Origin of the sequence: Cohnella xylanilytica (assembly GCF_014212175.1) — a bacterium.
In the GTDB taxonomy this organism is placed as follows: Bacteria; Bacillota; Bacilli; order Paenibacillales; family Paenibacillaceae; genus Cohnella; species Cohnella xylanilytica.
Map to the genome: position 1 here is coordinate 164,408 of NZ_JACJVR010000005.1, position 23,070 is coordinate 187,477.

At 60.9% G+C, this 23,070-nt stretch carries 18 protein-coding genes; 15 read left to right on the plus strand and 3 right to left on the minus strand.

Annotated features, from left to right (window positions below; genetic code table 11):
- Window positions 1–46 precede the first annotated feature (46 nt).
- The 10 genes from H7B90_RS02590 (at window position 47) to H7B90_RS02635 (ending at window position 12,436) form a co-directional block, all read left to right on the plus strand.
- Window positions 47–1,636: an extracellular solute-binding protein gene (locus H7B90_RS02590; protein WP_185134297.1), complete on the plus strand. Its 1,590-nt coding sequence runs from the start codon at window positions 47–49 to the stop codon at window positions 1,634–1,636.
- A gap of 110 nt (window positions 1,637–1,746) precedes the next feature.
- Window positions 1,747–2,673, plus strand: coding sequence for a carbohydrate ABC transporter permease (locus H7B90_RS02595; RefSeq protein ID WP_185134298.1), 927 nt, complete (start codon window positions 1,747–1,749; stop codon window positions 2,671–2,673).
- Between the two features lies 1 nt (window position 2,674).
- Window positions 2,675–3,502, plus strand: coding sequence for a carbohydrate ABC transporter permease (locus H7B90_RS02600; protein WP_185134299.1), 828 nt, complete (start codon window positions 2,675–2,677; stop codon window positions 3,500–3,502).
- Window positions 3,503–3,541: 39 nt separating this feature from the next.
- Window positions 3,542–4,621: a sorbitol/xylitol/iditol dehydrogenase GutB gene (gutB, locus tag H7B90_RS02605; protein WP_185134300.1), complete on the plus strand. Its 1,080-nt coding sequence runs from the start codon at window positions 3,542–3,544 to the stop codon at window positions 4,619–4,621.
- 80 nt (window positions 4,622–4,701) lie between these two features.
- Entirely contained in the window at window positions 4,702–5,478 is a 777-nt protein-coding gene (locus tag H7B90_RS02610) for an SDR family NAD(P)-dependent oxidoreductase (protein ID WP_185134301.1), read from the plus strand.
- A gap of 68 nt (window positions 5,479–5,546) precedes the next feature.
- Window positions 5,547–7,601, plus strand: coding sequence for a PTS transporter subunit EIIC (locus tag H7B90_RS02615; protein WP_185134302.1), 2,055 nt, complete (start codon window positions 5,547–5,549; stop codon window positions 7,599–7,601).
- A 56-nt stretch (window positions 7,602–7,657) separates the two neighbouring features.
- Window positions 7,658–8,611, plus strand: coding sequence for a sugar phosphate isomerase/epimerase family protein (locus H7B90_RS02620; RefSeq protein ID WP_185134303.1), 954 nt, complete (start codon window positions 7,658–7,660; stop codon window positions 8,609–8,611).
- On the plus strand, window positions 8,608–9,177 hold the full coding sequence (hxlB, locus tag H7B90_RS02625; RefSeq protein ID WP_185134304.1) for a 6-phospho-3-hexuloisomerase: 570 nt from the start codon (window positions 8,608–8,610) through the stop codon (window positions 9,175–9,177). The genes H7B90_RS02620 and hxlB overlap by 4 nt, the downstream gene beginning before the upstream one ends.
- 44 nt (window positions 9,178–9,221) lie before the next feature.
- Complete coding sequence (locus tag H7B90_RS02630) at window positions 9,222–11,351, plus strand: BglG family transcription antiterminator (protein ID WP_311772672.1); 2,130 nt, start codon at window positions 9,222–9,224, stop codon at window positions 11,349–11,351.
- A 104-nt stretch (window positions 11,352–11,455) separates the two neighbouring features.
- A complete protein-coding gene (locus H7B90_RS02635; RefSeq protein ID WP_185134306.1) occupies window positions 11,456–12,436 on the plus strand; it encodes an aldo/keto reductase in 981 nt (326 codons plus the stop codon).
- A gap of 136 nt (window positions 12,437–12,572) precedes the next feature.
- Here the strand turns inward: H7B90_RS02635 and H7B90_RS02640 are convergent, their stop codons facing one another.
- Entirely contained in the window at window positions 12,573–13,286 is a 714-nt protein-coding gene (locus tag H7B90_RS02640) for a DUF421 domain-containing protein (RefSeq protein ID WP_185134307.1), read from the minus strand.
- 297 nt (window positions 13,287–13,583) lie between these two features.
- Between H7B90_RS02640 and H7B90_RS02645 the strand changes: the two genes are divergently transcribed.
- The gene (locus H7B90_RS02645) at window positions 13,584–15,275 is read left to right on the plus strand and encodes a methyl-accepting chemotaxis protein (protein WP_185134308.1); all 1,692 of its coding nucleotides are present in this window, start codon (window positions 13,584–13,586) and stop codon (window positions 15,273–15,275) included.
- 475 nt (window positions 15,276–15,750) lie between these two features.
- A complete protein-coding gene (locus H7B90_RS02650; RefSeq protein ID WP_185134309.1) occupies window positions 15,751–16,449 on the plus strand; it encodes a DUF1963 domain-containing protein in 699 nt (232 codons plus the stop codon).
- Between the two features lie 102 nt (window positions 16,450–16,551).
- Here H7B90_RS02650 and H7B90_RS02655 read toward each other — a convergent pair whose 3' ends face one another.
- The gene (locus H7B90_RS02655; RefSeq protein ID WP_185134310.1) at window positions 16,552–18,033 is read right to left on the minus strand and encodes an alpha-N-arabinofuranosidase; all 1,482 of its coding nucleotides are present in this window, start codon (window positions 18,031–18,033) and stop codon (window positions 16,552–16,554) included.
- Between the two features lie 72 nt (window positions 18,034–18,105).
- Window positions 18,106–19,155, minus strand: a complete 1,050-nt coding sequence (locus H7B90_RS02660; RefSeq protein WP_185134311.1) for a GntR family transcriptional regulator — start codon at window positions 19,153–19,155, stop codon at window positions 18,106–18,108.
- Between the two features lie 327 nt (window positions 19,156–19,482).
- Here H7B90_RS02660 and H7B90_RS02665 point away from each other — a divergent pair, with 327 nt between their 5' ends.
- The 3 genes from H7B90_RS02665 to H7B90_RS02675 all read left to right on the plus strand — a co-directional run bounded on the left by H7B90_RS02665 (window position 19,483) and on the right by H7B90_RS02675 (window position 23,020).
- Window positions 19,483–20,406 carry an ABC transporter permease gene (locus H7B90_RS02665; RefSeq protein WP_185134312.1) on the plus strand — a complete coding sequence of 308 codons (924 nt, stop codon included), beginning with the start codon at window positions 19,483–19,485 and terminating at the stop codon, window positions 20,404–20,406.
- 14 nt (window positions 20,407–20,420) lie between these two features.
- Window positions 20,421–21,314 (plus strand): carbohydrate ABC transporter permease, encoded by an 894-nt coding sequence (locus H7B90_RS02670; protein ID WP_185134313.1) that lies wholly within the window; start codon window positions 20,421–20,423, stop codon window positions 21,312–21,314.
- Between the two features lie 89 nt (window positions 21,315–21,403).
- Entirely contained in the window at window positions 21,404–23,020 is a 1,617-nt protein-coding gene (locus H7B90_RS02675) for an extracellular solute-binding protein (protein ID WP_185134314.1), read from the plus strand.
- The last annotated feature ends 50 nt before the right edge of the window (window positions 23,021–23,070 follow it).

Below are 23,070 nucleotides of genomic sequence, written 5' to 3' on the forward strand. Positions count from 1 at the left end.
AATTTTCGAAGCGTTTTCATCACATGTCCTAGAGGGGGATGCGTCAATGAATCGCACAACTTCGGCGGTACCTATCGTCTCCGTCGCAATGGCCGGCGTCCTGCTGGCGTTAAGCGCTTGTTCTTCTTCTTCGAACACAACGAATCCGTCGAACAGCCAGCCGTCCGCTTCTGCAAGCGCTAACACATCCGCTCCCGCCGGCAGCGCCGCGGCGTTCGGGGGAATGGCGGAAGGGCCGTTCGAAGGCTGGGTCGAGGGGCTCCCGAAGATCGAAGCTCCCGCCGGCTTCGATTGGAAGCAGTTCTCCGGAACGCAGCTGAACTTCATCTCCGAGAACACGCCGCCGTCTTCCGCGCTCGCCGCCAATATCGGGATCTTCGAGAAGGCGACCGGCATCCAAGTGAACATCGAGCAGAGCAACCTGGACATCGTAGCCGAGAAGGTCGGGCTGGACTTCAACGCGAGGAACGCCAACTACCAGCTGATCTACGCGGATCCGTACCAGATTCTGTCCAAGCAGTCGAAGAACTTGGCGGACTTGAACGACTTCAACAACGACCCGTCGCTGCCTCATATTCCCGGAGGTCTGGAAGACTTCATCGAGAGCCAGCTGCAGGCCGACGGCTACATGGGCGACACCGAGCATCTGTACGCGCTGCCGTACGACAGCCCGACGATGGTGCTGGCCTATCGCAAGGACGTATTCGACAAATACAAGGATCAATTCCAACAGGAGAAGGGGTATGACTGGACTCCTTCCGCCAATATGACCTGGGATCAATATTACGAGATCTCCTCGTGGATCAACGACAAGGTGAAGTCGGGCGCCATCTCGGAGGTCAAGTACGGCTCCGGCCACGAGGCGAAGCAGCACGACTCGCTGCAGGCCGACTTCAGCAACGTGCTCGGAGCTTACGGCGCCGACTACTTCGAAGGCGAGAATCTCGGCAGCGTGGGCGCGGCCCGTCCGGGCAAGTCGCTGCTGACGTCGCCGGAAGCGGTCGAAGCCGCGACGATGTACAAGAAGCTGCTCGATATCGCGGCGCCGGGAAGCAAGACCTGGGATTGGACCGGCGTGGCGGAAGCGTTCGCGGCCGGCGATCTCGCCATGGCCCCGATCTTCCACGAGAACAACGCCATGTTCGAGGACGCGAACAAATCGAAAGTCGTCGGCAAGGTGGCCTGGTCGATTCTGCCGAAGGGAACGAAGCGCAGCGCCAACCTGTTCGGCGGCACGGGCATCGGCATCAGCAAGTACGCGAGCGAGAAGGAGCAGAAGGCGGCGTGGCTGTTCCTCGTCTGGGCGACTTCCCCGCAGGCGCAATACATGATTCTGAAGTCCGAAGAGGCCGGCTCGACGCCGACCCGCCATTCCGTCTACAACCTGCCGGACGTGAAGAAGGGGATGGAGCCGGGGACGGAGGAAGCGAAGGCGATGCCGAACCTGCTGCCGATGAACGCCGTGCTCGAAGCATGGAAGCTGGAGAACGTCTACATGCGGCCGAAGGTACCGCAATGGCCGCAGGTCGACACGATCATCTATACCGAATTGTCCAAGATGCTCTTCGACAAGCAGACGCCGGAAGAGACGATGAAGGCGATCGCGAAGAAGAGCGACGACATTACCGGGAACTAACAAGCGCCCGGCAGCGGAGAACTTCCGCTGCATAGGGCGGCGGGCAATCGGCGGCGGCCCCGCGCCGAACCGTCGATTGCCCGGTTCCCGTCAGAGAGGAGGCGGCCGTCATGCCGCAGCTTACCGAGACCTTCGACCGACCCGAGCAGGCCACCGCCGCCGCTCGTTCTCGCGGGCGCGCCAAGGGGAGCCGAACGGAGTTCTGGATGCTGCTCCCGTCCATCGTCGTGCTGGCGATCATCAGCATCTTTCCTTTTCTATTCTTGATCTACGCGAGCTTCATGGATTACAGCCTGTCGATCGACGCGCCGTCGTTCACGGGATTGGACAACTGGCGCCGGGTGTTCGAATCGGACACCTTCTGGCAGTCGTGGGGCCGGACGGCGATCTTCGGCGTCGCCGGGCTCGCGCTGGAATTGCTGCTCGGCGTCGCCGTCGCGCTGCTGCTGTACCACGCGCCGAAGGGCCGCAACCTGATCATGACGCTGTGGATGCTCCCGCTGTTCGTCGCTCCGGTCGTGTCCGGCCTGCTGTGGAAATATTTGCTCGACCCGACGTACGGTCTCTACAATTGGTTCCTCGAGCGAATCGGCATCCATACGCAGATCCTCGGAGACATCTCCACCGCGATGCCGGCGGTCATTCTGATGGACGTCTGGGAATGGACTCCGCTCATCACCATCATCGTGCTGGCGGGGCTGCAGTCGGTGTCCCAGGAGCCGCTGGAGGCGGCCGAAGTCGACGGGGCGAGCGGCTTCCAGAAGATTCGCTTCATTCTGCTGCCGATGGTGAGGCGCATGATCGTCGTCGCCCTGCTGATCCGCTCGATGGATATTCTGCGGTACGTCGACACGATCACGATCGCCACCGAAGGCGGACCGGCGGATTCGACGAAGACGATCGGCTACTACCTGATGCAGGTCGCGTTCCGCTTCCAGGACATGGGGACCGCGGCCGCGCTCGGATTGACGATGCTGTTCGTGACGATGGTCATGGGCAATATTTTCGTGAAAATGATGAAGAAAGGAGAGGGGTGAGATGGCTCTGAGGCGCAAGTCGGTCTATGCGGTTCTGTACGTCGTCCTCGCGGCCGCGATGCTGTGGGCGCTGCTGCCGATCGTCTGGATGGCGCTGTCGTCGGTGAAGACGCAGGTGAACATGTTCTCCATGCCTCCCAAGTTCATCTTCGCCCCGACGTTCCACACGTACCGCGAGATGTTCTCCGCGAAGGGGAACTTCGGCGAGTTCCTGACCAACAGCGTCGTCGTCTCGCTGTCGACGACCTTCATCTCCGTCGTTCTCGGCTTGATGGGCGGCTTCGCGCTCGCGCGGGGCAACTTCAAGAAGGAGAAGGGCATCTCCTCGTGGATCATCAGCACCCGGATGGCGCCGATTCCGGCCGTCATTCTGCCGCTTTATCTCATGTTCGCCAAGGCGGGCCTGATCGGCACGACGACGGGGTTGATCTTCGCCTATACGACGTTTAACCTGCCGTTCGCGCTCTGGATGATGGCGACGTTCTTCAAGGACGTCCCGGTCGACATGGAGGAAGCCGCGATGATCGACGGCTGCGGCAAGTTCGAGGCGTTCCGGCGCATCGCCGTCCCGACGGCGGCTCCCGGCATCGTGGCGACTTCGATCCTGTGCCTGATGTTCTCGTGGAACGACTTCGCGTTCGCTTCGGTGTTCTCCGGCCGGGGCACGCAGACGGTGCCCGTCGCCGCGTCGCTTCTCATCTCCCAGCACGGCATCCAATGGGGGCAGGCGATGGCCACGGGAACGGTCATTATCGCGCCGATGATCGTCTGCGGGCTCGCGGTGAGGAAATATTTGGTTAGAGGTTTGTCCATGGGTGCCGTAAAATAGACAACAACCGCTTCTTGCGGAAGACGAGGAGGAACCATCATGTCCGTACAAGCGTTGCCCGGGCTGCCGAAGACGATTCGCGCCGCCATTCTGAACCGTCCGATGGAAGTCGAGACGATCGAGCTTCCGATGCCCGAGATCGGGCCGGACGAAGTGCTGGTGAAGGTGATGGCGGTCGGGGTATGCGGCTCCGACGTCCATTATTACGAGCACGGCCGGATCGGCCCGTACGTCGTGGAAGCCCCGCTGATACTGGGGCACGAATGCGCGGGCATCGTCGCGGCCGCCGGGGAGAAGGCGACCCGGTTCCGCCCGGGAGACCGGGTGGCGATCGAACCGGGCGTCGTCTGCGGCCGCTGCGACGCCTGCAAGTCGGGGCGGTACAACCTGTGCCCGAGCGTGAAGTTCCTGGCGACGCCGCCCGTTCACGGGGCGTTCGCCCAATATATCGCGATGCGCGAGGACTTCCTGTTCCCGATCCCGGATTCGCTGTCGTTCGAGGAAGCGGCGATGAACGAGCCGTTCTCCGTCGGCATCCATGCGGCGAAGCGGGCCGGCCTGCAGCCCGGCACGACGCTCGCCGTCATGGGGATGGGGCCGGTCGGCCTGATGGCGGTCGTCGCCGCCAAGGCGTTCGGCGTCGCCGAGATCATCGTCGCCGATCTGGAGCCGATCCGGCTGGAGGCGGCGCTGCGTCTCGGGGCAGCCCACGCGATCAACATCCGCGAGCGGGATCCGCTGGCCGAGATCAAGCGATTGACCGGCGGCGCGGGCGTCGACGCGGCCTTCGAGACGGCGGGCAATCCGAAGGCGCTGCAGACGGCGCTCCTGTCGCTTAAGCGCGGCGGCAAGCTGTCGATCGTCGGTCTGCCGCCGCAGGACGGAATCGAGCTGAACGTCCCGTTCATCGCGGACAACGAGGTCGACATCTACGGCGTGTTCCGCTACGCGAACACGTACCCGCAAGGCATCGCGTTCCTCTCTTCGGGGATCGCCGACGTCGCCTCGCTCATCACCGACCGCTATCCGCTGGAGAAGGCGGGGGAGGCGCTGGAGAGGGCGCGCACGAACAAGAGCGGCAGCCTTAAAGTGATGGTCTATCCGAACGGAATCGAATAAGCGAGAGGGGCCAGGATGAAGCCCCCGATTCCGACGCGAATGCAATCTCAAGCAGACTCGAGAAAAGAGGGAGGATCGCCATGAACGTCATGGAACGGTTCCGGCTGGACGGCCGCGTCGCGATCGTGACCGGCGGGGGAATGGGGCTGGGCAAGGCGATGAGCCTCGCTCTGGCCCAGGCGGGCTCGCATATCGTCATCGCCGATATTAAGCCGGATACGGCCGAGGAGACCGCCAAGGAGATTCGGGAGACCGGCGTAGAGGCGACGGTAGAGACGGTCGACGTGACCGACGAGCGGCAGGTGAACGAGCTGGTCGGCCGGGTGACGGCGCGCTACGGGCGTCTCGACTGCGTCGTGAACAACGCGGGCATCACCCATCTGGATCGGGCGGAATCGCTGGAGCTCGAGACCTGGAACCGGGTGCTGAACGTCAATCTGAACGCCGTGTTCCTTCTGTCCAAGGCGGCGGGGCGAGTCATGATCGAGCAGAAGAAAGGCTCGATTATCAATATCTCCTCGATGTCGGGGATGATCGTGAACACTCCCCAGCCTCAGGTCGCCTACAACGTCTCCAAGGCCGGCGTCATCATGCTGACGAAGAGCCTGGCGTCCGAATGGGCCCCGTACGGCGTCCGGGTCAATACGATCGCTCCGGGATACATGAAGACGAAGCTGACGGAGCCTTACTTCGCAGCCGGGGAAGGAATGGTATCGAAGTGGCTGGACATGACCCCGATGGGACGGCCGGGCGTGCCGGAGGAGCTCGGAGGCATCGCCGTCTACCTCGCATCGGACGCCTCGTCCTATGCGACTGGAAGCGTCTTCACCATTGACGGCGGATATACGGTTTGGTAACGTAATAGACCCGGGAGGGGGTTGTCCTCCGGATCAAGTCTATTTTCTAACGAAGTCGGGTGGACGCCATGTATAAGCTCGGTCGCTTGTTAAGCGCGATCGTCTCCCAGAACGTCTCCGTCTTGATCGTCGTCGGGATTCTGCGGGCTCTGTTCGGCGTGTACGGCTGGTTCCCGGACGACGGCTTGCACCTGCTCGTCGGCCCGATGCTCAACTGGCTCGTCCCCGTCTTGCTCGGGTATACCGGCGGGCAGCTGATGGGCGGGAAAAGAGGAGGGGTCGTCGCGGCGATCGTCCTCTTCGCATTGGTGCTGGCCAGCTCGGTGTCGATGATCTTCATCGCCATGCTCGTCGGCCCGGCCATCGGCTGGTTCGTGAGCCGGATCGACCGGCTTATGGAGAACCGGCTGCCCTCCGGCTTCGAATTGCTGATGTCGAACTTCCTGCACGCGGCCATCGCGGCGGCGCTGGCCGTCTTCTCGTTCGCTTACTTCGGCCAGGCGCTGTCGGCGTGGATCCGCGAAGTGAACGAAGGGCTTATCGCGGTGGTCAATTCCGGCTGGCTGCCGGCGGCCGCGGCGTTGATCGAGCCGGCCAAGATTTTGTTCCTGAACAACGTGGTCAATTACGGCCTGATGGGGCCGCTCGGCATTTCGCAATTGCACGATTTGAGCAAATCGATCTTTTTCCTGCTGGAGGCGAACCCGGGACCGGCGATCGGCGTTCTGCTCGCCTACGTCGTCAAATCCCGCGGCAAGCGGAAGAGGCACGCCGGGGCGACGCTCGCCATTCACGCGCTCGGGGGCATCCAGGAGGTGTACTTCCCTTACGTGCTCATGAGGCCCGTGCTGCTGGTCCCCCTTATCGGGGGCAGCATGGCCGGCATCTGGATCTTCCAATTCCTGGACGCCGGGCTCGTCGCTATGGCTTCGCCGTCCAGCCTGCTGCTGATCGCGGCGCTCGCTCCCCGGGACGATCTCGTGCCGATTCTGACCGGCATTGCGGCGTCGTCGGCCGTCTCCTTCGTCCTGTCGTACGTGCTGGTGAAAGCGCTGCCGGAAATTCCGGGAGAGACGATGGGACATCGGGAACTGAACGTCGTCCAGCGGCTTCAGCACGTGCAGCAATGGGACGATCTGAGGGCGGCCCCGCATCCGGTGCGGGAAGTCCGGCGTTCGCCGGGCCGGCCCGGGGCGGAGAAGCGGGCGAACGGGGCGGCGGAGTCCGCCGACCGGCCGGCCTCGTCCCCGTCCCCGTCCTCTGGGCAGGAGGGGGAGGCGGAAGCGCCTTCCCGCGCTGAAGACGCGGGAGGAGGCCGGGAGAGCGAGCCGAAGCGAGTGCCGGGGACGATCTGCTTCGCCTGCGACGCCGGCATGGGCTCCAGCGCGATGGGCGCCGCCATGCTCCGGAAGAAGCTGAAGGCCGCGGGATGGACGGACGCCGTCAAGGTCGTCCATTCGTCTCTCGACCGGATTCCTCCGGAAGCCGACCTGATCATCACGCACCGATACTTGCTGCGCAGAGCGATGGCCAGCGCGCCGGGACGGGAGTACCTGGCGCTGGAATCGTATACGAATTCGCCGGTCTACGACGAGATCGTGGACCGGCTTCGCGGGCGTTCCTCCTCCTTCGCCTTGGAGGAGAAGCATGTCTACCTCGGCTGCGAAGCGGCGACGCTCGCCGACGCGCTTCGGCAGACGGCGGCGCGTCTCGTCCGGCTCGGCTTCGCGGCGGAAGCGGCGCTGGCCGGACCGGATGCCGGGGAGCGGACGAGAGCGGTCCGACTGGACCGAAGCCTGGGCATCGGCTTGGCCGAGCTGCGGCCAGGCGGCGGCACGAATGCCGCCGCGGCCAGCGGGGCGGTCGTGCTTCAGTTCCCCGACGGCGTTCCGCTGGACGGAGGCGGCCGGCTGTACGCGCTGATCGGCATCGCCGGCTCCGGGCAGCCGATCTTCGAATGGGCGGCGGAGAGACCCGACGCGGAACAAGAACGAAGCGGCGAGCCCGAACCGCCGGAGCGTCTTCTGGCGACGAGAAGCAAGAGAGAGCTGCTGGACGGCGTCCGGAGAATGATGGCCGAGCGGGCTCCATTCGAGGAAGAACCCGCGACCGCCAACGGATAGTCAACGGATATTCAACGGATTGCCTAAGGGGAACTAACGGATAGGAGGGTAACTAGATGAAGCTTGAATTAGGCATCAGCGCGAACTTCGCGATCAAGCGGTGGGCCGATCCGAACGATTGGGTCCGCTTGATCGCGCGGGATCTGGGGATCGGGCGGATTCAATTCTCGTTCGACCAATTCGATCCGCGCAGCCGGCCCGAGCTTAGAAGAGCCTATGCCGAACGGGTACGCGAAGCTTGCGAGAGATACGGCGCGAAGATTCACTCCACGTTTACCGGACTGTCGATCTATCCGCATAACCTGCTCTATCATCCGCTGCCGGAAGGGCGGGAGGACGGCATCGACTGGTTCCGGAACGCGTTCGCGATGACGCGGGAGCTCGGCGCCGACGCGATCGGCGGCCCGTACGGCGGCATGGACGCGGCGACCTTCCGCTCCCCGGAGCTCCGGGAGGAGGCGACGCGCCTCGCGGAGGAAGCGCTCGTCGGGCTGCTGCGGGAAGCGGAAGAGGTCTACGGCATCCGGACGTTCTATTGGGAGCAGACGCCTATCAGGCGCGAGGGTCCCGTCGGGATCGGGCCGACGCTCGCGCATCTGGAGCGCGTCGAGAGGCTGCGGGGCGGGAAGGGCGCCGAATTCGCGCTCTGCCTCGACGTCGGGCACGCGATCTGCGAGGACGCCTCCGGCGAAGACCGCGACCCGTACGTCTGGCTGGAGCGATTGGCTCCCTATTCGCCGATCGTCCATCTGCAGCAGACGGACGGGCGGTACGACCGGCATTGGACGTTCACGGAGGAGAACAACGGAAGAGGGATCATCGAAGCGGAACGGGTGTTGGACGCGCTTCGTCGGTCGCGGGCCAAGGAGGCGTTTCTGCTGCTCGAGGTCGGCCATCCGTTCGAAGAGAACGACCACCGCGTGCGGAAGGAAGTCGAAGCGAGCGTGGCCTATTGGCGGGATGCGATTCGGGATTGCGAGAGAAGGATGGAAGAGGAGGAACGGAGATGAACGGGACGTTCGATTGGAGCGGGACGAGGCGGGAGATGCTCCGGGAGCTGACGAGAAGCTTCACGGAAGTCCGGGAGGAACAGCTGGACGGGCTGGCGAAGGAGATCGCCGGGGCGAAGAGGATCTTCTTCTACGGCTTGGGCCGGGAACGGACGATGCTTCTCGCCTTCGCGATGCGGCTTATGCACCTCGGCTTGCGGGTGCACGTCGTCGGCGACGTCACGACGCCGGCGATCGGGGCCGGCGATCTGTGGATCACGAGCTCGGGGACGGGACATCTCGCCACCGTCGAAGCGCTGATGGGCATCGCCAAGCCGGCCGGGGCGAGAGTCGTCTTCTTCACCGCGTTCCCCGACGCGCCCTTGCCGCGTCAGGCCGACCTTGTCGTCCATATTCCGGCGCAGACGATGAGGGAAGGAGGAGACGCCGAGCGGTCGATCCAGCCGATGGGCTCGCTGTTCGAGCAGACGCAGCTGCTGCTGTTCGATCTGTGCGTCATCCGGCTGATGGATCTGCTCCGCCCGGCGCCCGAGGAGATGGAGAAGCGGCATACCAATCTGGAGTAAGACGAGCCGCCCGTCGATGCAAGCTTATTTATACCGATAGGGACGTGATACGATTGGAGAAAAAGCCGAAGATCAAATGGAGCTCCAGACAACGGGAGATTCTGCTGTTTTTTCTCGAATCGGACGGCTACGGCACGCTCGGGGACTTGGCGGACCGGCTGGGCGTCAGCGTGCGCACGCTTCAGCGCGAGCTGGGCGAGCTGGAGCCGGCGGCTCTGCAGTGGGGGCTTCGCTTCGACAAGAAGTCCGGCGTCGGCCTGAAGCTCGAAGGCGACCCGCGCGACCGGGAGGAGCTGCGGGCGGAGCTGGAGCGGGATGCCGCCGACAAGACGTACAGCCCGGAGGAGCGGCAATTCGTCATGAAGCGGCTCGTCTTGTCGAGCAAGGAGCCGGAGAAGCTCTACTCGTTCAGCCGCATGCTGAACGTGACGGAATCGACGGTCAGCCAGGATCTGAACCGGATCGAGCCATGGCTTGCGGGATACGGCATCCGGCTGGAGCGCAAGCCCGGCATCGGCGTCTATATCGAAGGCGACGAGAAGAAGATCCGCTCGGCGATGGCGGACCTGCTGTACGAGGCGGTCACGCGCGACCAGCTGATGGAGCTGCTGCACCTGCAAGCGGGTCAGGAGCGGGGCAAGCTGGAGGGCTCGATCCGCGGCCGGCTGCTGAACTTCATCGATCCGCAATGGCTGTTCAAGATCGAGCAGGTCATCCAGGACTTGGAGCGCAGGCGGGGCTACGCGATGGCCGACACCGCCTACGTCGGCTTCGTCGTGCACTTGGCCTTGGCCGTCCAGAGGTTCCACAAGGACGAGGAGATCCGACTCGAGAGCGAGATTCTCGAGAAGCTGAAGGCGACGCCGGAATACGCCATGGCCGAGGAGCTGGCCGCCGCGCTCGGCGACAAGCTCGGGCTCGCGATCCCGGAGAGCGAAGTCGGCTATATTACGATGCACCTGCTGGGGGCCCGTTCCCGCAACGTGTTCGCCGCCGATTATCCCCATTCGGCCATTCGGGACTACGTCGCCGGCATGATCTCCGCCATGGAGCGGGAGCTCAAGCTCGATCTCGGGAGCGATACGGCGCTGAGCGAGAATCTGACGACGCATCTGACTTCCGCGGTGCAGCGCATCGAGCTGGGCATGGCGATCCGCAACCCGCTGCTCGGGCACGTCAAGCAGGAGTATCCCGATATTTTCGAAGCGACGAGGATCGCCTCCCGCTACCTGGAACGCCAGATCGGCAAGCCCGTCCCGGAAGAAGAGATCGGCTACCTGGCGATGCACTTCGGGACGGCGATTCTGCGGATGCGGGACAAGGGGCACGAGCGGCGACGCGCGCTGCTCGTCTGCTCCAGCGGCATCGGGGCTTCCCGCCTGCTCTCGGTTCAGCTCGAGAGGAGGTTCCCGAATCTGCACGTCGTCGATACGATCTCGCTGTTCCATATGGACGATTGGCTCCGCACCCATCCGGAGGTCGATCTCATCCTCTCGACGATGGACGTTCATCGTTCGGACGACCGGGTGCTCGTCGTCAGCCCTCTCCTGTCCGAAGAGGACGTCCGGCTCGTCGAGAAGAGGCTGGAGCGCCTTCCGGAGAGAACCCGATCGTACCGGGACGAACCGACGGACATCGACGAAGCGGTGGCGAAGGTGGAGCGGTACCGCAAGGCGCTGGAGAGCTTGATTCCAGGCATCATGGTCTTCGAGGGGGTGTCGCCCGGCGATAAGCGCGAGCTGATCGAACTCGGCTTGCGGCTCGTCGAAGCCCATTATGAGGTTCCCGACCGGGATACGCTCAAGCGGGACCTGGAGAAGCGCGAGGAGCTCGGCCCGGTTATGCTGGAGGACGAGAAGGTGGCCATGCTTCATTGCCGAAGCGCCGGCATCGCGGAGACGGCCGTCTGCGTGCTGAAGCTCGACCGCGACGTCGACTGGTCTTCGGACGGGGACAACGGCGAGTTCGTCCCGATTCGCTCCGTTCTCATGATGATGGGACCCGCGGGCGCGCCGCAGGAAATCTATCAATTGATCAGCGAGATCAGCGTGGCGCTGGTCGAAGAAGAGTTTACCGGCGTGCTCCGGGAAGGATCGCCCGATAGGATCGCCGAAGAGATTCGGCTCGTTCTCAAGAAGGGCTATCTGAGGCTGGCCGGGGATATTTTGCGTTGACGCCGCGGTTCGGGCTCGGCCGTCATGCCCGTCCGCTTTTCTCCTCCTCTTCCATTCGTTACAATGAAGGAGGAACGCCTAATCGATGAGAGGAGAGAGGAAGGATGAAGTACGCTTATCTGGGCAAGTCGGGGCTGAAGGTGAGCAGGCTGTGCCTCGGAACGATGAACTTCGGAGTCTCCACGGACGAGAAGGAAGCCTTCCGGATCATGGACGCGGCCCTGGACGCGGGCATCAACTTCTTCGACACGGCCAACATCTACGGCTGGGGCGAGAACGCGGGGCGGACGGAGGAGATTATCGGCCGTTGGTTCGCCCAAGGCGGCTCGCGCCGCGAGAAGGTCGTCCTGGCGACCAAGTTCTACGGCGACATGAGCGACAAGGCCGACGGGCCGAACGGAGAAGGCGGATTGTCCGCCTACAAGCTTCGCCGTCACCTGGAAGGATCGCTTCGCCGCCTGCAGACCGATCATATCGAGCTGTACCAGATGCACCACGTCGACCGGAACGTCTCGTGGGACGAGCTGTGGGAAGGCTTCCGCATCGCGCAATACCAGGGGAAGATCGGGTACGTCGGCTCCAGCAACTTCGCCGGGCGCGACCTGGTCAAGGCGCAGTACGAAGCGAAGAGCCGCGGCTTGCTCGGCCTCGTCTCCGAACAGCATAAGTTCAGCCTGCTGTGCCGCCTGCCGGAGCTGGAAGTGCTTCCGGCCGCCGAAGAGCACGGCATCGGCGTCATCGCCTGGAGTCCGCTGGACGGCGGCCTGCTCGGCGGGAACGCGCTGCGGCCGGTCGAGGGCTCGAAGCGCGCGAACAATCCGGAGCGCGTGGAGAAGCACCGCGCCCAGCTGGAAGCGTTCGAGAAGCTGTGCCGGGAGCTCGGAGAGAGCGAAGCGAACGTCGCGCTCGCCTGGACGCTGACCCGTCCGGCGATGACGGCTCCGATCATCGGGCCGCGCACGCTCGGGCAGTTCGAGGAATCGCTGCGTGCCGTCGAGATCGAGCTGAGCGCCGAGACGCTCGCCCGTCTGGACGAGATTTTCCCGGGACCGGGCGGCTCCGCTCCGAAGGCGTACGCCTGGTAATCCTTGATCCGTCGAATGTCGAATAGAATAAGATGCATGAACCGCGACCGGTCTGGCCTTCAGGGCCCGGCCGGTTGCTTTTTTTTGGGGGGGATTCCGACGAACGAGAAGGGCGGGCAACGCGCCGCTTCGTCCTCTACCTGGCGGAATCGGGAACCGGGTGGACCGTGACCTGCTCGCTGCCGTCGACGGTCGCCAACCGCACTTCGCGGAGATCGGCCGCGTAGGGAGCCGTTTTTTTCTCCAGCCACTCCTTGTCTTTGCCGATCTCGCGAAGCAGGGAGACGTCGATCTTGCCGTCGATGACGATGGGCCTATGCAGTTGGAAGGGGGGAGGATTCAAATTCAGATCGGCGGGGGTAACCGATTGATTCGGGGCGCTCATGAACACGGATATCGTCCCTCCGGGTTCCCACAAGGCGAGAGACACCTTCCGGATATCCGCCGCCTTCTCTTTGCGAAGCTCGGAAAATAAGTGCTCGATGGAGATTCTCGCCTTCGATAGATTGCGGAAGGAGATCTGCCCGTTCTTCACGAGGATGAGCGGGTGGGGATCGAGATAGCGTTTGAAGAACGGCCATTTGAGACCGGTCCACGTCGCGACGATGTACAACAGAATAAGAACGATCGTCGTGATCATGGAGCCCGCGAGTCCCAGTTTCTCGTCCGAGAGAGGGTGGGCGATAACGTTGCCGAGGGTCATGGCGATCAGGAAGTCGACGAATCTGAGCTGGGAGATAGAGCGCTGTCCCATGAGCTTGGCCGCGACGAGCAAAAAAACAAAGCTGACTACGCTTCTTAAAATCCAATCCATGATCGTCAACGATTCCTGGCCTTTGAAGAAATCCAACCCGAACACGCCTTTCCCCGATATTCAAGATCAAAATAGTAGCCTGCCCCGTTTCCCGCTCGGTATTCGCCGCGAAGACTCCTACGTCCCATGCGCCATGTCGAATCCGAGTATCCTTTGTTAGGTATGATGACAATCATTGGCCGGCGCTTCTTGAACGCGATCAAATATGACATTTATACTGGCTTAATATTGGCGGGTTACTCTTGACGAGTCGGACGCGCACCCGGTTAGTCCCATCCAGACGGTCCGATCGAACCGCTCGCCGCAGGAGAATCGGCATAGGAGGAATGGACGATGGGGTCCGTGCGCAGCAAGCTCTTGTTCTCGTTTCTGGTCGTGCTTCTCTTTACGGTCGGGATCGGCTGGAACGGCATCGCGAAGATCGAGCAGGTGCAGACGAATTCCTCGGAAGTGACGAACAAGTGGATGTTCGGGATCGAGACGATCAACACGATCGCGCAGCTCGTCGAGCAGTACATGGGCAACTACTATCAGCTGGAGCTGACCTCCTCCGCGGACGAGAGGAAGCCGCTGACCACCGCGCGGGACACGCTGGTTCGGAATATCGAGCAGAGCTTGGCGCAGTACGAGAAGACGATTACGGACGAGACGGACCGTAGCAATTACGATAGCTTGACCAACAATTGGGGAATGTTCCGGAAGCGGTTCGACTTGATCGCGGAAGCCCCGGAAGGCAGCGAAGAACAGACGAAGGCGACGCGGGAAGCGATGATGTACTTCAACAACATGCGCAGCCTGCTCAAATTGATGGTGATGTTCGACCATAACGGAGCCGTGCAGAGCACGGAGCGGTCGAAGGAGATCTACAAGAACGCGCTCGCCGTCTTCGCGCTATGGGGAACCGCCGCGCTCGCGGCGATCGGGCTGATCGCCTTTTACCTGATCCGCGCCATTACCGTTCCGCTCAAGACGGCGACATCGGCGCTGGATCGGATCTCGGACGGGGATCTGACGCTCAAGCCGCTGGCCGTGAAGAGGAAGGACGAATTCGGGACGATGATGACGGCAGCGAACCGGATGCTCGGCCGGCTTCAAGATTCGGTGAATCGGATGCAGCAATCGTCCGTCGCCGTCGCGGGCTCGTCCAAGGAGCTCAGCGAGCGGGCGGAGCGGAACGCGGAGGCCGCGAAGCAAGTGGCCGAATCGATCCGGCAGGTGTCGAGCGGGTCCGATTCGCAGGCCCGGTACGCCGCCGAATGCTCGAAGGTCATCGACGAGATGGCGGAAGGCGTGCAGAGAATCGCGCACAATACGTCGGAAGTGGCGGAGCTGTCCAAGGGGGCGGCGGATTCGGCCGGCGGCGGCTCGGAGGTCATACGGGAAGTCTCGAGGAAAATGGAAGGGTTGTCCTCGTCGCTTGCGCAGACGGCACAGACGATTCGCCGGCTCGCGTCCCAGACCGACCGGATCGGAGAGATCTCATCGCTGATCGGCGATATCGCGACGCGCACGAATCTCCTGTCGCTTAACGCGGCGATCGAAGCGGCGCGCGCGGGAGAGCACGGCAAGGGCTTCGCCGTCGTGGCCGGAGAGGTGCGCAAGCTGGCTGCCCAGACGGAGGAATCGTCGAAGAGCATCATCGATCTCATTCACGCGATTCAGCGCGACACCGCTCTCGTCGCCCGGACGATCGGCGGCAACGTGGAGGAGGCCCGGGAGTCGGTGGCCGCGGTGAGGAACGCGGAGGAGGCGTTCGGCGTCATCGCGGGATCGACCGCGGAGGTGTCGGCGAGGCTCCAGGAGACCGCGGCCGCCGCGGAGCAGCTGTCCGCCAGCTCCGAGGAGGTCGCCGCCTCGGTCGAGACGATGGGAGACCTGGCGGTGCGGACGGCCGGGATGGCCGAGCGGGTCGCCGCGGCAACCGAGGAGCAGCTCGCCTCGTGCGAGGAGATCCGCCGCTCTTCGGGCGAGCTGTCCGGCGTCGCGGACGGCATGCGGCAGCTGGCGGGGCAATTCCGGGTGTAGCAATCAAATAAAAGAAGCAGAGGGGTGTTTATCCCTCTGCTTTTACTAGCAAATGATATTAAAAGTGTCCTCTGTCTGTTAGTAATTTGTCCACCAACTCGTTACTTGAGAAAACTGAAATGCTACGCCAATACCATTCACTGAACGTGATAATATAGGGTCATGCAAATTATAATCTGAATTTTCGCTAAATGATGTTGGTAATTTGTTGGGTATTATTGAAAATTTGTCCGAATTCTCTATAATGGGGATAAATGTGTAATTCCATTTTCCAACCCAATTATCACTTCTGGCGTATGATTGGTTTAGCGATTCTGCGTTGGCTAGAGAAATTGACGAAAGCAAACCGAAGATAACGTATGGAACGATTCTAAATTATCCCTCCTCCTTCATTAATAGTTCGCGAAAGAATCACTCAGGACGCATCTATAATACACCTGATATGGATATGAAAGTAAATGAGGGGTTGATTGTTATGATGAATAGAATCAAGTTCATATTGGATGGTGTCGGACTTGAAAAACAATGGGGTTCTATTTCCAAATGTCTTCTTCAATCTTTTATATGTCAGATCAATTGTAGTGATTTAAGACTGGCGGGTTTACCAAGCAAAGGGATTTTATATTTTTTCTATTCCTCAAAATCCGTATTCGATGAAGGGGGAGAAGCATTACTGGCTGAAACCTATGTATTTCATTCCGAGGGTTCCGGATATTTGGACAGGATTCCATTTCCTGAGGCGTTGGAAGCTGAATGGAGATATCATTCATCAAGTGTAAAATTCATCCCAGAGTTAACATTGCCTCCATCTGAATCCAGTATTATACGCTCTTTTGGGATGACCTATGAAAATAACTCCGAAGATCTAATAGGTTATATAACAGGTTTGAATATGGTTCGTGAATCGCTTTATATCAAGGATAATCGATTAAATAGAATTCTTGGTTATCCGGATCAATTGCAAGGAGATCTGCAGTCTGCCGCAACCCAAATTTGGAATGCAAATCATGCTGATAAAACGCAACCGATGGATTGGCGTTTATTGTTGCAGGTAGATTCCGATCGAGGAAACGGGATGTTGTGGGGGGATGCAGGTAGACTTTATTTTATGATTACGGAAAAGCGCTTACAAACCATGGACTTTCATAATTGTATCGGAATTTACCAATGCTAAAGTTACCTTTTATCTATACATTAGCACGTATAAAAAGATCGGTTGACGGATATAGTTCTCCGCCAACCGATCTTATTTGCTTCTATGGGCGATCTTATGAGCTTAGCTCAAAGTCAGTACGGCGACGGAAGCGGGAGGCAGGTTCACCCGCAGCGAACCGCCTTCTTCCCGGACGGCTTCGAAGGCCGTCGGCTCCAGCGCTTGGGGCTCGTCGAACGTATTGTGCGCGTCGAGCTTGGAGCTCGTCAGAATACGCCCCTTCGCGGAGGTCCACTCGTAGCCTTCCAGCGTTCCGCGCAGGTCGGCGGCGTCCTCGTGGCTCAGGTTGCAGACGGCGAGGTGCAGCTTGCCGTCCTGTCCGATCGCGGAGGAGACGCTCAGCTGGCCGATCTTCTCCTCGCCGAACCGGTACGAAGGGTTGTCGTATTCGACCGGAACGTGGGTGGAGTCGTGGAACACCTGGTACATGTCGAACACGTGATACGTCGGCGTCACCAGCATCCGTTCGCCTTCGGTCAGAATCATCGCCTGCAGCACGTTGACGATCTGCGCGATGTTCGTCATCTTGACGCGGTCGCTATGCTCGTGGAAGAGGTTCAGGTTGACCCCGGCCACGAGGGCGTCGCGAAGCGTGTTCTGCTGGTAGAGGAAGCCGGGGTTCGTGCCCGGTTCGACGTTGTACCACGTTCCCCATTCGTCGACGATGAGGCCGACGCGGCGCTCCGGATCGTATTTATCCATGATGGCGGAATGCTTGACGAGCAGCTCTTCCATGAACAGCGTCCGTCTCAGCGTCGAGAACCATTCGTCCGGACCGAAGCCGGTCGCCGCGCCCTTGTCGCCCCAGTTGCCCGTCGGCAGCGTGTAGTAGTGGAGGCTGAGACCGTCCATATGCTTGCCCGCTTCGCGCATGAGCACTTCGGTCCAATGATAATCCTCCGAGTTCGCTCCGCAGGCGATCTTGTAGATCTTATTGTCGCCATAGTTGCGTACGTAGGTGGCGTATTGGCGATAGACGTCGGCGTAGTATTCCGCCCGCATGTTGCCGCCGCAGCCCCAGTTCTCGTTGCCGACTCCGAAGTACTTCAGCTTCCAGGGCTCCTCGCGCCCATTCTGCTTCCGCCAGTTCGCCATCGGCGATTCGCCGTCGAACGTCATGTATTCGACCCACTGCTGCATCTCGCGCACGGTGCCGCTGCCTACGTTGCCGCTGATGTACGGCTCCGCGCCGATCAGCTCGCACAGGCGCATGAACTCGTGCGTGCCGAAGTGGTTGTTCTCCTCGACGCCGCCCCAGTGCGTGTTGATCATCCGCGGCCGGCTCTCGTACGGCCCGACGCCGTCCTTCCAGAAGTATTCGTCCGCGAAGCAGCCGCCCGGCCAGCGAAGAACCGGCACGTTGATCTTGCGCAGCGCTTCGACGACGTCGTTGCGGATGCCGTCCGTGTTCGGAATCGGCGAATCGTGGCCGACCCAGAAGCCTTCGTAGATGCACCGTCCGAGATGCTCGGAGAAGTGCGAGTAGATGTTGCGGCTGATCGTGCCCTTGGGGGCGTTCGCCCGGATCCTCAATGCGATCGTCATTAAGTTCGTTCTCCCTTCGGTTCATGAATGAATCGGATAGATGAATGGAGCGAATGTTCAATAGAAACGGAATCAACGGAGCGGAATCAAGGAATCCCGTTCGACGAAGTCTGCCGCCAGCTTGATCTCGCTTCCGGCATCGCGCTCCGGCGGCTCGTCCTCCTGAAGCGCTTCCAACGTGCGGGCGATCATCGCCTTCATGTCCAGCCGGAACGTGGTGATCGCCGGCTCGAACTGGGAGGAGAGCGGGATGTCGTCGCAGCCGACGACGGACAGCATCTCCGGAATCCGGAAGCCGCACTCCTTCAGCTTCTGGATGACGCCCGCCGCCATCCAATCGTTCGCGGCGAACAGGGCGGTGGGGACGGCGCCGCTTCCCGGGCTTCCGTCCCGGAGCCAGCCGGCGACCTCGTCTCCCGACTCGTAGCCGCCTTGCCAGTTCATCTTCGCGGCGCGGATCGCGAACGCTCCGCCGCGCTCGCGCACGCGGTCCGCGAAGCCTTGCGCCCGCAGCCGCGCGGAGCGGTACCGGTCGGGGCCGGCGAGCAGGACGAGCTCGCGGTGGCCGAGATTGAGCAGCCGATCGGCGGCTTCGCGGCCGATGCGCTCGTCGTCGAACACGAGCTGCGTCACGTTCGGCGCGGAGACGGCATCCCCAAGCAGCATCGCGACCCGGTCATACAGGCCGGCGAACGTCGCCAGCGACCCGGCGTCCCATTGGCCGACCGCGAGAAGCGGGCAGTCCTGGCGCCGATCCGGAAGCCGGTCGGGATGGACGATGAACAGGTGGATCGACCGCTTGGCGGCCTCATTCGTTAATTGAACGAGAAATTCGTTATAGAACGGGTCGTTCTGCTTGATGTCGGGCGAGCAAAGGATGTGCAGGCTCTTGATCGAGGCCGCTCTCGGGGTGATGAACGTGCCCCGGCCCTGCTCCTGGACGAGCCGTCCTTCTTGAACGAGGTTCTTGATCGCCGCCCGTACGCTGATCCGGCTCACTCCGAGCATCTCGGACAGGTCCCTCTCGGACGGAATCCGGACGGGAACGTCCGCCTGCAGCTTGTCGATTCGCTCTCTCAGCTCCTCGGTGATACGGTCCTTAAGCAGCGGCTTCTCTTCCATGAACGTCCCCTTTCGATGTGGAATTCATATAGAACCAATACAATACCAATCCAACACCAATAAACTACCACTTGGCCGAGGGGAAGTCAATGAATTCGCTTCATTTTCTGTGAACGATCCCGCCGAAGGATCTCGAGTGAAGGTTTTGTGCCCGGAATAGCGGCATGAAGTGCCGAATTGTTCACGAATCGCGTATTTGTTCACACCGCGAACGCCCGATATGTTCACGATTTTCGCGAAGGTTCTCTATCCGGACGAACCGGGGGCGGCCTACACTGGGTTCAAGCGATTCAAGCGCAACCGACCCAAGGAGGAGAGAGAAGCCTTATGCGAACGAGACGCGGATTCGTTCACGAATTGTCCAAGAACCGATTGATGTTCCTCATGCTGCTTCCCGTCATCGTTTTTTTCCTCATCAATTCGTACTTGCCGATGGTGGGAATCTACTACGCGTTCACCCGGTTCGACTTCAACACCAGCCTGTTCGACAGCGAGTTCGTCGGCTTCGAGAACTTCAAGTTCTTATGGAAGTCCGGCATCCTGACGAAGCTGACGCTCAATACGCTCGGGTACAACCTGGCGTTCATCGTGCTCGGCAACGCGCTGGCCATCGCGGCCGCGATTCTGCTCAGCGAGCTGAAGCTGAAGTGGTTCAAGAAGCTGACCCAATCGATTCTGTTCCTGCCTTACTTCATCTCGTTCGTCATTCTGAGCGTCATCGTGTACAACCTGTTCAACTATGAGAGCGGTTTCCTGAACACGCTGCTGAAGGGCCTTAACATGGAACCGATCGACGTATACAACACGCCGTGGATGTGGATTCCGCTTATCATTCTTTTCTACTTGTGGAAGAACCTCGGCTACAGCATGGTCATCTACCTGGCGGCGATCACGGGGATCAGCGACGAATATTACGAGGCGGCGAAGATCGACGGAGCGAACATCTTCCAGCGCGTCTGGCACATCACCGTCCCGATGCTCAAGACGACGTTCGTCGTGCTTCTGCTGTTCGCCCTGGGCAGCATCATGAAGGGGCAGTTCGACCTGTTCTACCAGCTGATCGGGAACAACGGCGTCCTGTACAACACGACCGACATTCTCGATACGTACGTCTACCGCTCGCTGAAGGTGACCTTCGACATCGGGATGGCGACCTCGGCCGGCGTCTACCAATCGGTATTCGGCTTCGTGCTCGTCATGACCGTCAACTACATCATTCGGAAAATCAACGAAGACTACGCCCTGTTCTAAGGAGAGTGATTCCCATGGCTATAAGAGAGGACAAATACGCCGTCCTGTTCAAGACGATCTCCTATACGGTCATCATCGTCCTGACGATCGCCTGCCTGCTGCCGTTCCTGCTCGTCATCTCGGCCTCGCTGACCGAGAACGAAGCGATCGTCAAGTACGGCTACCGCTTCATCCCGAAGGAGTTCTCCTTCGAGGGCTACCGGCTCGTGTTCAAATTCCCCGAGCAAGTGCTCTCGGCGTACAAGGTGACGACGATCACGACCGTCGTCGGCACGCTTCTCGGCCTGCTGTTCATCACGATGGCCGGCTACGTGCTCCAGCGCCGCGACTTCAAATACCGCAACGCCTTCTCGTTCTTCATCTACTTCACGACGCTGTTCGGCGGCGGACTCGTTCCCTGGTACATCCTCATCACCAAGTACCTGAAGCTGACCGACACGTATACGGTGCTCATCTATCCGGGGCTGATGACGCCGTTCCTCATCATCCTGATGAAGAACTTCATCCGGTCGGCGATCCCCGAAGAGCTGAACGAATCGGCGAAGATCGACGGCGCGAACGATTTCAAGATTTATTACCGCATCGTGCTGCCGCTGTCGCTTCCGGGCATCGCGACGGTCGGGCTGTTCCTCGCGCTCGCCTACTGGAACGACTGGTTCCTGTCGTCGCTGTTCATTAACGACCAGAAGATGTACCAGCTCCAGTTCTACTTATACAACATCGTCAACACCATCCAATTCATCATGCAGATGGGAGCGGGGACCGGCGTCTCGCTCGGGCAGGACATTCCGACCGAATCGACCAAGATGGCGATGGCCATCGTCGTCACCGGCCCGATCCTGCTGCTGTATCCGTTCGTGCAGCGTTACTTCGTCAAAGGCCTTACGATCGGCGCCGTCAAGGGCTGAACCGCGGTTAGAACCGCCGGCGCCGCCCGTCCCGGGCTTGACGCCAAGGCGGCTAACATATATTTATAGTTCATAAAGGGAGGATTCGAATGCACAAACCACAGAAGACCGTATCCCTCTTGCTGACCGTCCTGCTGGTCGGCGCCGCGCTCTCGGGCTGCAGCGGATCGGGAGACAAGAACGACGGGGAAGCCAGCCAGGGAGCCAGCCCGAGCGCCAGCGCGAAGCCGAGCGAGAGCGCTTCCGCGAGCCCGGAGGCGAGCGGCTCCGCCAGCCCGTCGGGGCTCGATACCTCCAAGCACGTCGAGCTTCAGTTCTACATGCTCGGCGACGCGCCCAAGGATCTCGGCATCATTCAGGCGGAGATCAACAAGATGGCGGAGAGCGAGCTGAACGCCACCGTCAAGTTCAACTACACGTCCTGGACCGACTGGGACCAGAAGTACAAGCTGCTGCTGTCGTCGGGGCAGCCGATCGACCTTATTTTCACCGCGGATTGGACCCAGTACCAGGCATACGCCAAGAAGGGCGCGTTCCTGCCGCTCGACGAGCTGCTGCCGAAGGCTTCTCCGAAGCTGCAAGCGTTCGTGCCGCAGGACATGTGGGACGCAGTCAAGATCGACGGCAAGATCTACACCGTGCCGGCCACGTTCAAGGAGTATGTCACGAACGGCTTCGTCTACCGCGAGGACCTGCGCGAGAAGTACAACCTGCCGGTGCCGAAGGATATCGCCTCGTTCGAAGCGTACCTGGACGGCATCAAGAAGAACGAGCCGGACATGCAGCCGCTGTCGATGAACTCCGACGTCAAGACGAACCTGATGGACGTCTTCCGCGAGATCAACGACGACACCGTCGGCGGCCCGCTGCCTTACGGCATCGGCATCAAGTACAACAAGCCGACCGAAGTGTACTCCTACTGGGGCTCGGACGAGATGAAGGCCGACCTCACGGTCATTCAGCGCTGGCAGCAGAAGGGCTTCTTCGCGAAGAACGTGCTGAACGTCAAGGACACGATGCAAGCCCCGATCGTCAGCGGCAAGGCGGCGGCGATGCTCGGCGACAACCCGAACCGCTTCAACGATACGCAGCTGAAGATGCAATCGTCGCATCCCGACTGGAAGCTCGGCTATTATCCGTTCCCGCTCACGCGCGGCTTCGCGACGCCGGTTCACCCGATCCACAACGGGTTCGCCATTCCGAAGAGCAGCAAGAACCCCGAGCGCGCGCTCGCGTTCTACGAGAAGATGGTCACCGACAAGCGATATAACCAGCTGACGCAGTACGGCATCGAAGGGAAGAACTACACGGTCAAAGACGGCTATTACAAAATGATCGGGGACAGCACGTCCAACGGGTTCGGCCGCGAAGGCATGAACGGCTGGGCTTGGCGCAATCCGGAGTTCATGCTGTTCGACAAGAGCTTCGACGGCGTCAAGGAGATCTTCGCCGAGCTGGACAAGATCCAGAAGCCGGACATCTTCACGGGCTTCGCGGAAGACTACACGCCTTACCAGGCGGAGAGGGCGGCTCTCGAGCAGGTCGAGAAGCAGTACTTCTACCCGCTGTACGCCGGACTCGTCAAGAACGTCGACGAGGGCATGAAGACGGCGATGGACAAGGCGAAGCAGGCCGGTCTCGAGAAGGTGCAGGAAGGCTACAAGAAGCAATGGCTCGAGTATACGGCGGCGAACGGCATTCAGTAATCGGTCCTCGCCGGCAGGCCGGGCATCCCGCAGGGGATGCCCGGTTCGTC

Coding starts and splice junctions, on each gene's coding strand:
- H7B90_RS02590 (WP_185134297.1), top strand. CDS start 47: ATGAATCGCACAACTTCGGCGGTACCTATCGTCTCCGTCGCAATGGCC.
- H7B90_RS02595 (WP_185134298.1), top strand. CDS start 1,747: ATGCCGCAGCTTACCGAGACCTTCGACCGACCCGAGCAGGCCACCGCC.
- H7B90_RS02600 (WP_185134299.1), top strand. CDS start 2,675: ATGGCTCTGAGGCGCAAGTCGGTCTATGCGGTTCTGTACGTCGTCCTC.
- gutB (WP_185134300.1), top strand. CDS start 3,542: ATGTCCGTACAAGCGTTGCCCGGGCTGCCGAAGACGATTCGCGCCGCC.
- H7B90_RS02610 (WP_185134301.1), top strand. CDS start 4,702: ATGAACGTCATGGAACGGTTCCGGCTGGACGGCCGCGTCGCGATCGTG.
- H7B90_RS02615 (WP_185134302.1), top strand. CDS start 5,547: ATGTATAAGCTCGGTCGCTTGTTAAGCGCGATCGTCTCCCAGAACGTC.
- H7B90_RS02620 (WP_185134303.1), top strand. CDS start 7,658: ATGAAGCTTGAATTAGGCATCAGCGCGAACTTCGCGATCAAGCGGTGG.
- hxlB (WP_185134304.1), top strand. CDS start 8,608: ATGAACGGGACGTTCGATTGGAGCGGGACGAGGCGGGAGATGCTCCGG.
- H7B90_RS02635 (WP_185134306.1), top strand. CDS start 11,456: ATGAAGTACGCTTATCTGGGCAAGTCGGGGCTGAAGGTGAGCAGGCTG.
- H7B90_RS02645 (WP_185134308.1), top strand. CDS start 13,584: ATGGGGTCCGTGCGCAGCAAGCTCTTGTTCTCGTTTCTGGTCGTGCTT.
- H7B90_RS02650 (WP_185134309.1), top strand. CDS start 15,751: ATGATGAATAGAATCAAGTTCATATTGGATGGTGTCGGACTTGAAAAA.
- H7B90_RS02655 (WP_185134310.1), bottom strand. CDS start 18,033: ATGACGATCGCATTGAGGATCCGGGCGAACGCCCCCAAGGGCACGATC.
- H7B90_RS02660 (WP_185134311.1), bottom strand. CDS start 19,155: ATGGAAGAGAAGCCGCTGCTTAAGGACCGTATCACCGAGGAGCTGAGA.
- H7B90_RS02665 (WP_185134312.1), top strand. CDS start 19,483: ATGCGAACGAGACGCGGATTCGTTCACGAATTGTCCAAGAACCGATTG.
- H7B90_RS02670 (WP_185134313.1), top strand. CDS start 20,421: ATGGCTATAAGAGAGGACAAATACGCCGTCCTGTTCAAGACGATCTCC.
- H7B90_RS02675 (WP_185134314.1), top strand. CDS start 21,404: ATGCACAAACCACAGAAGACCGTATCCCTCTTGCTGACCGTCCTGCTG.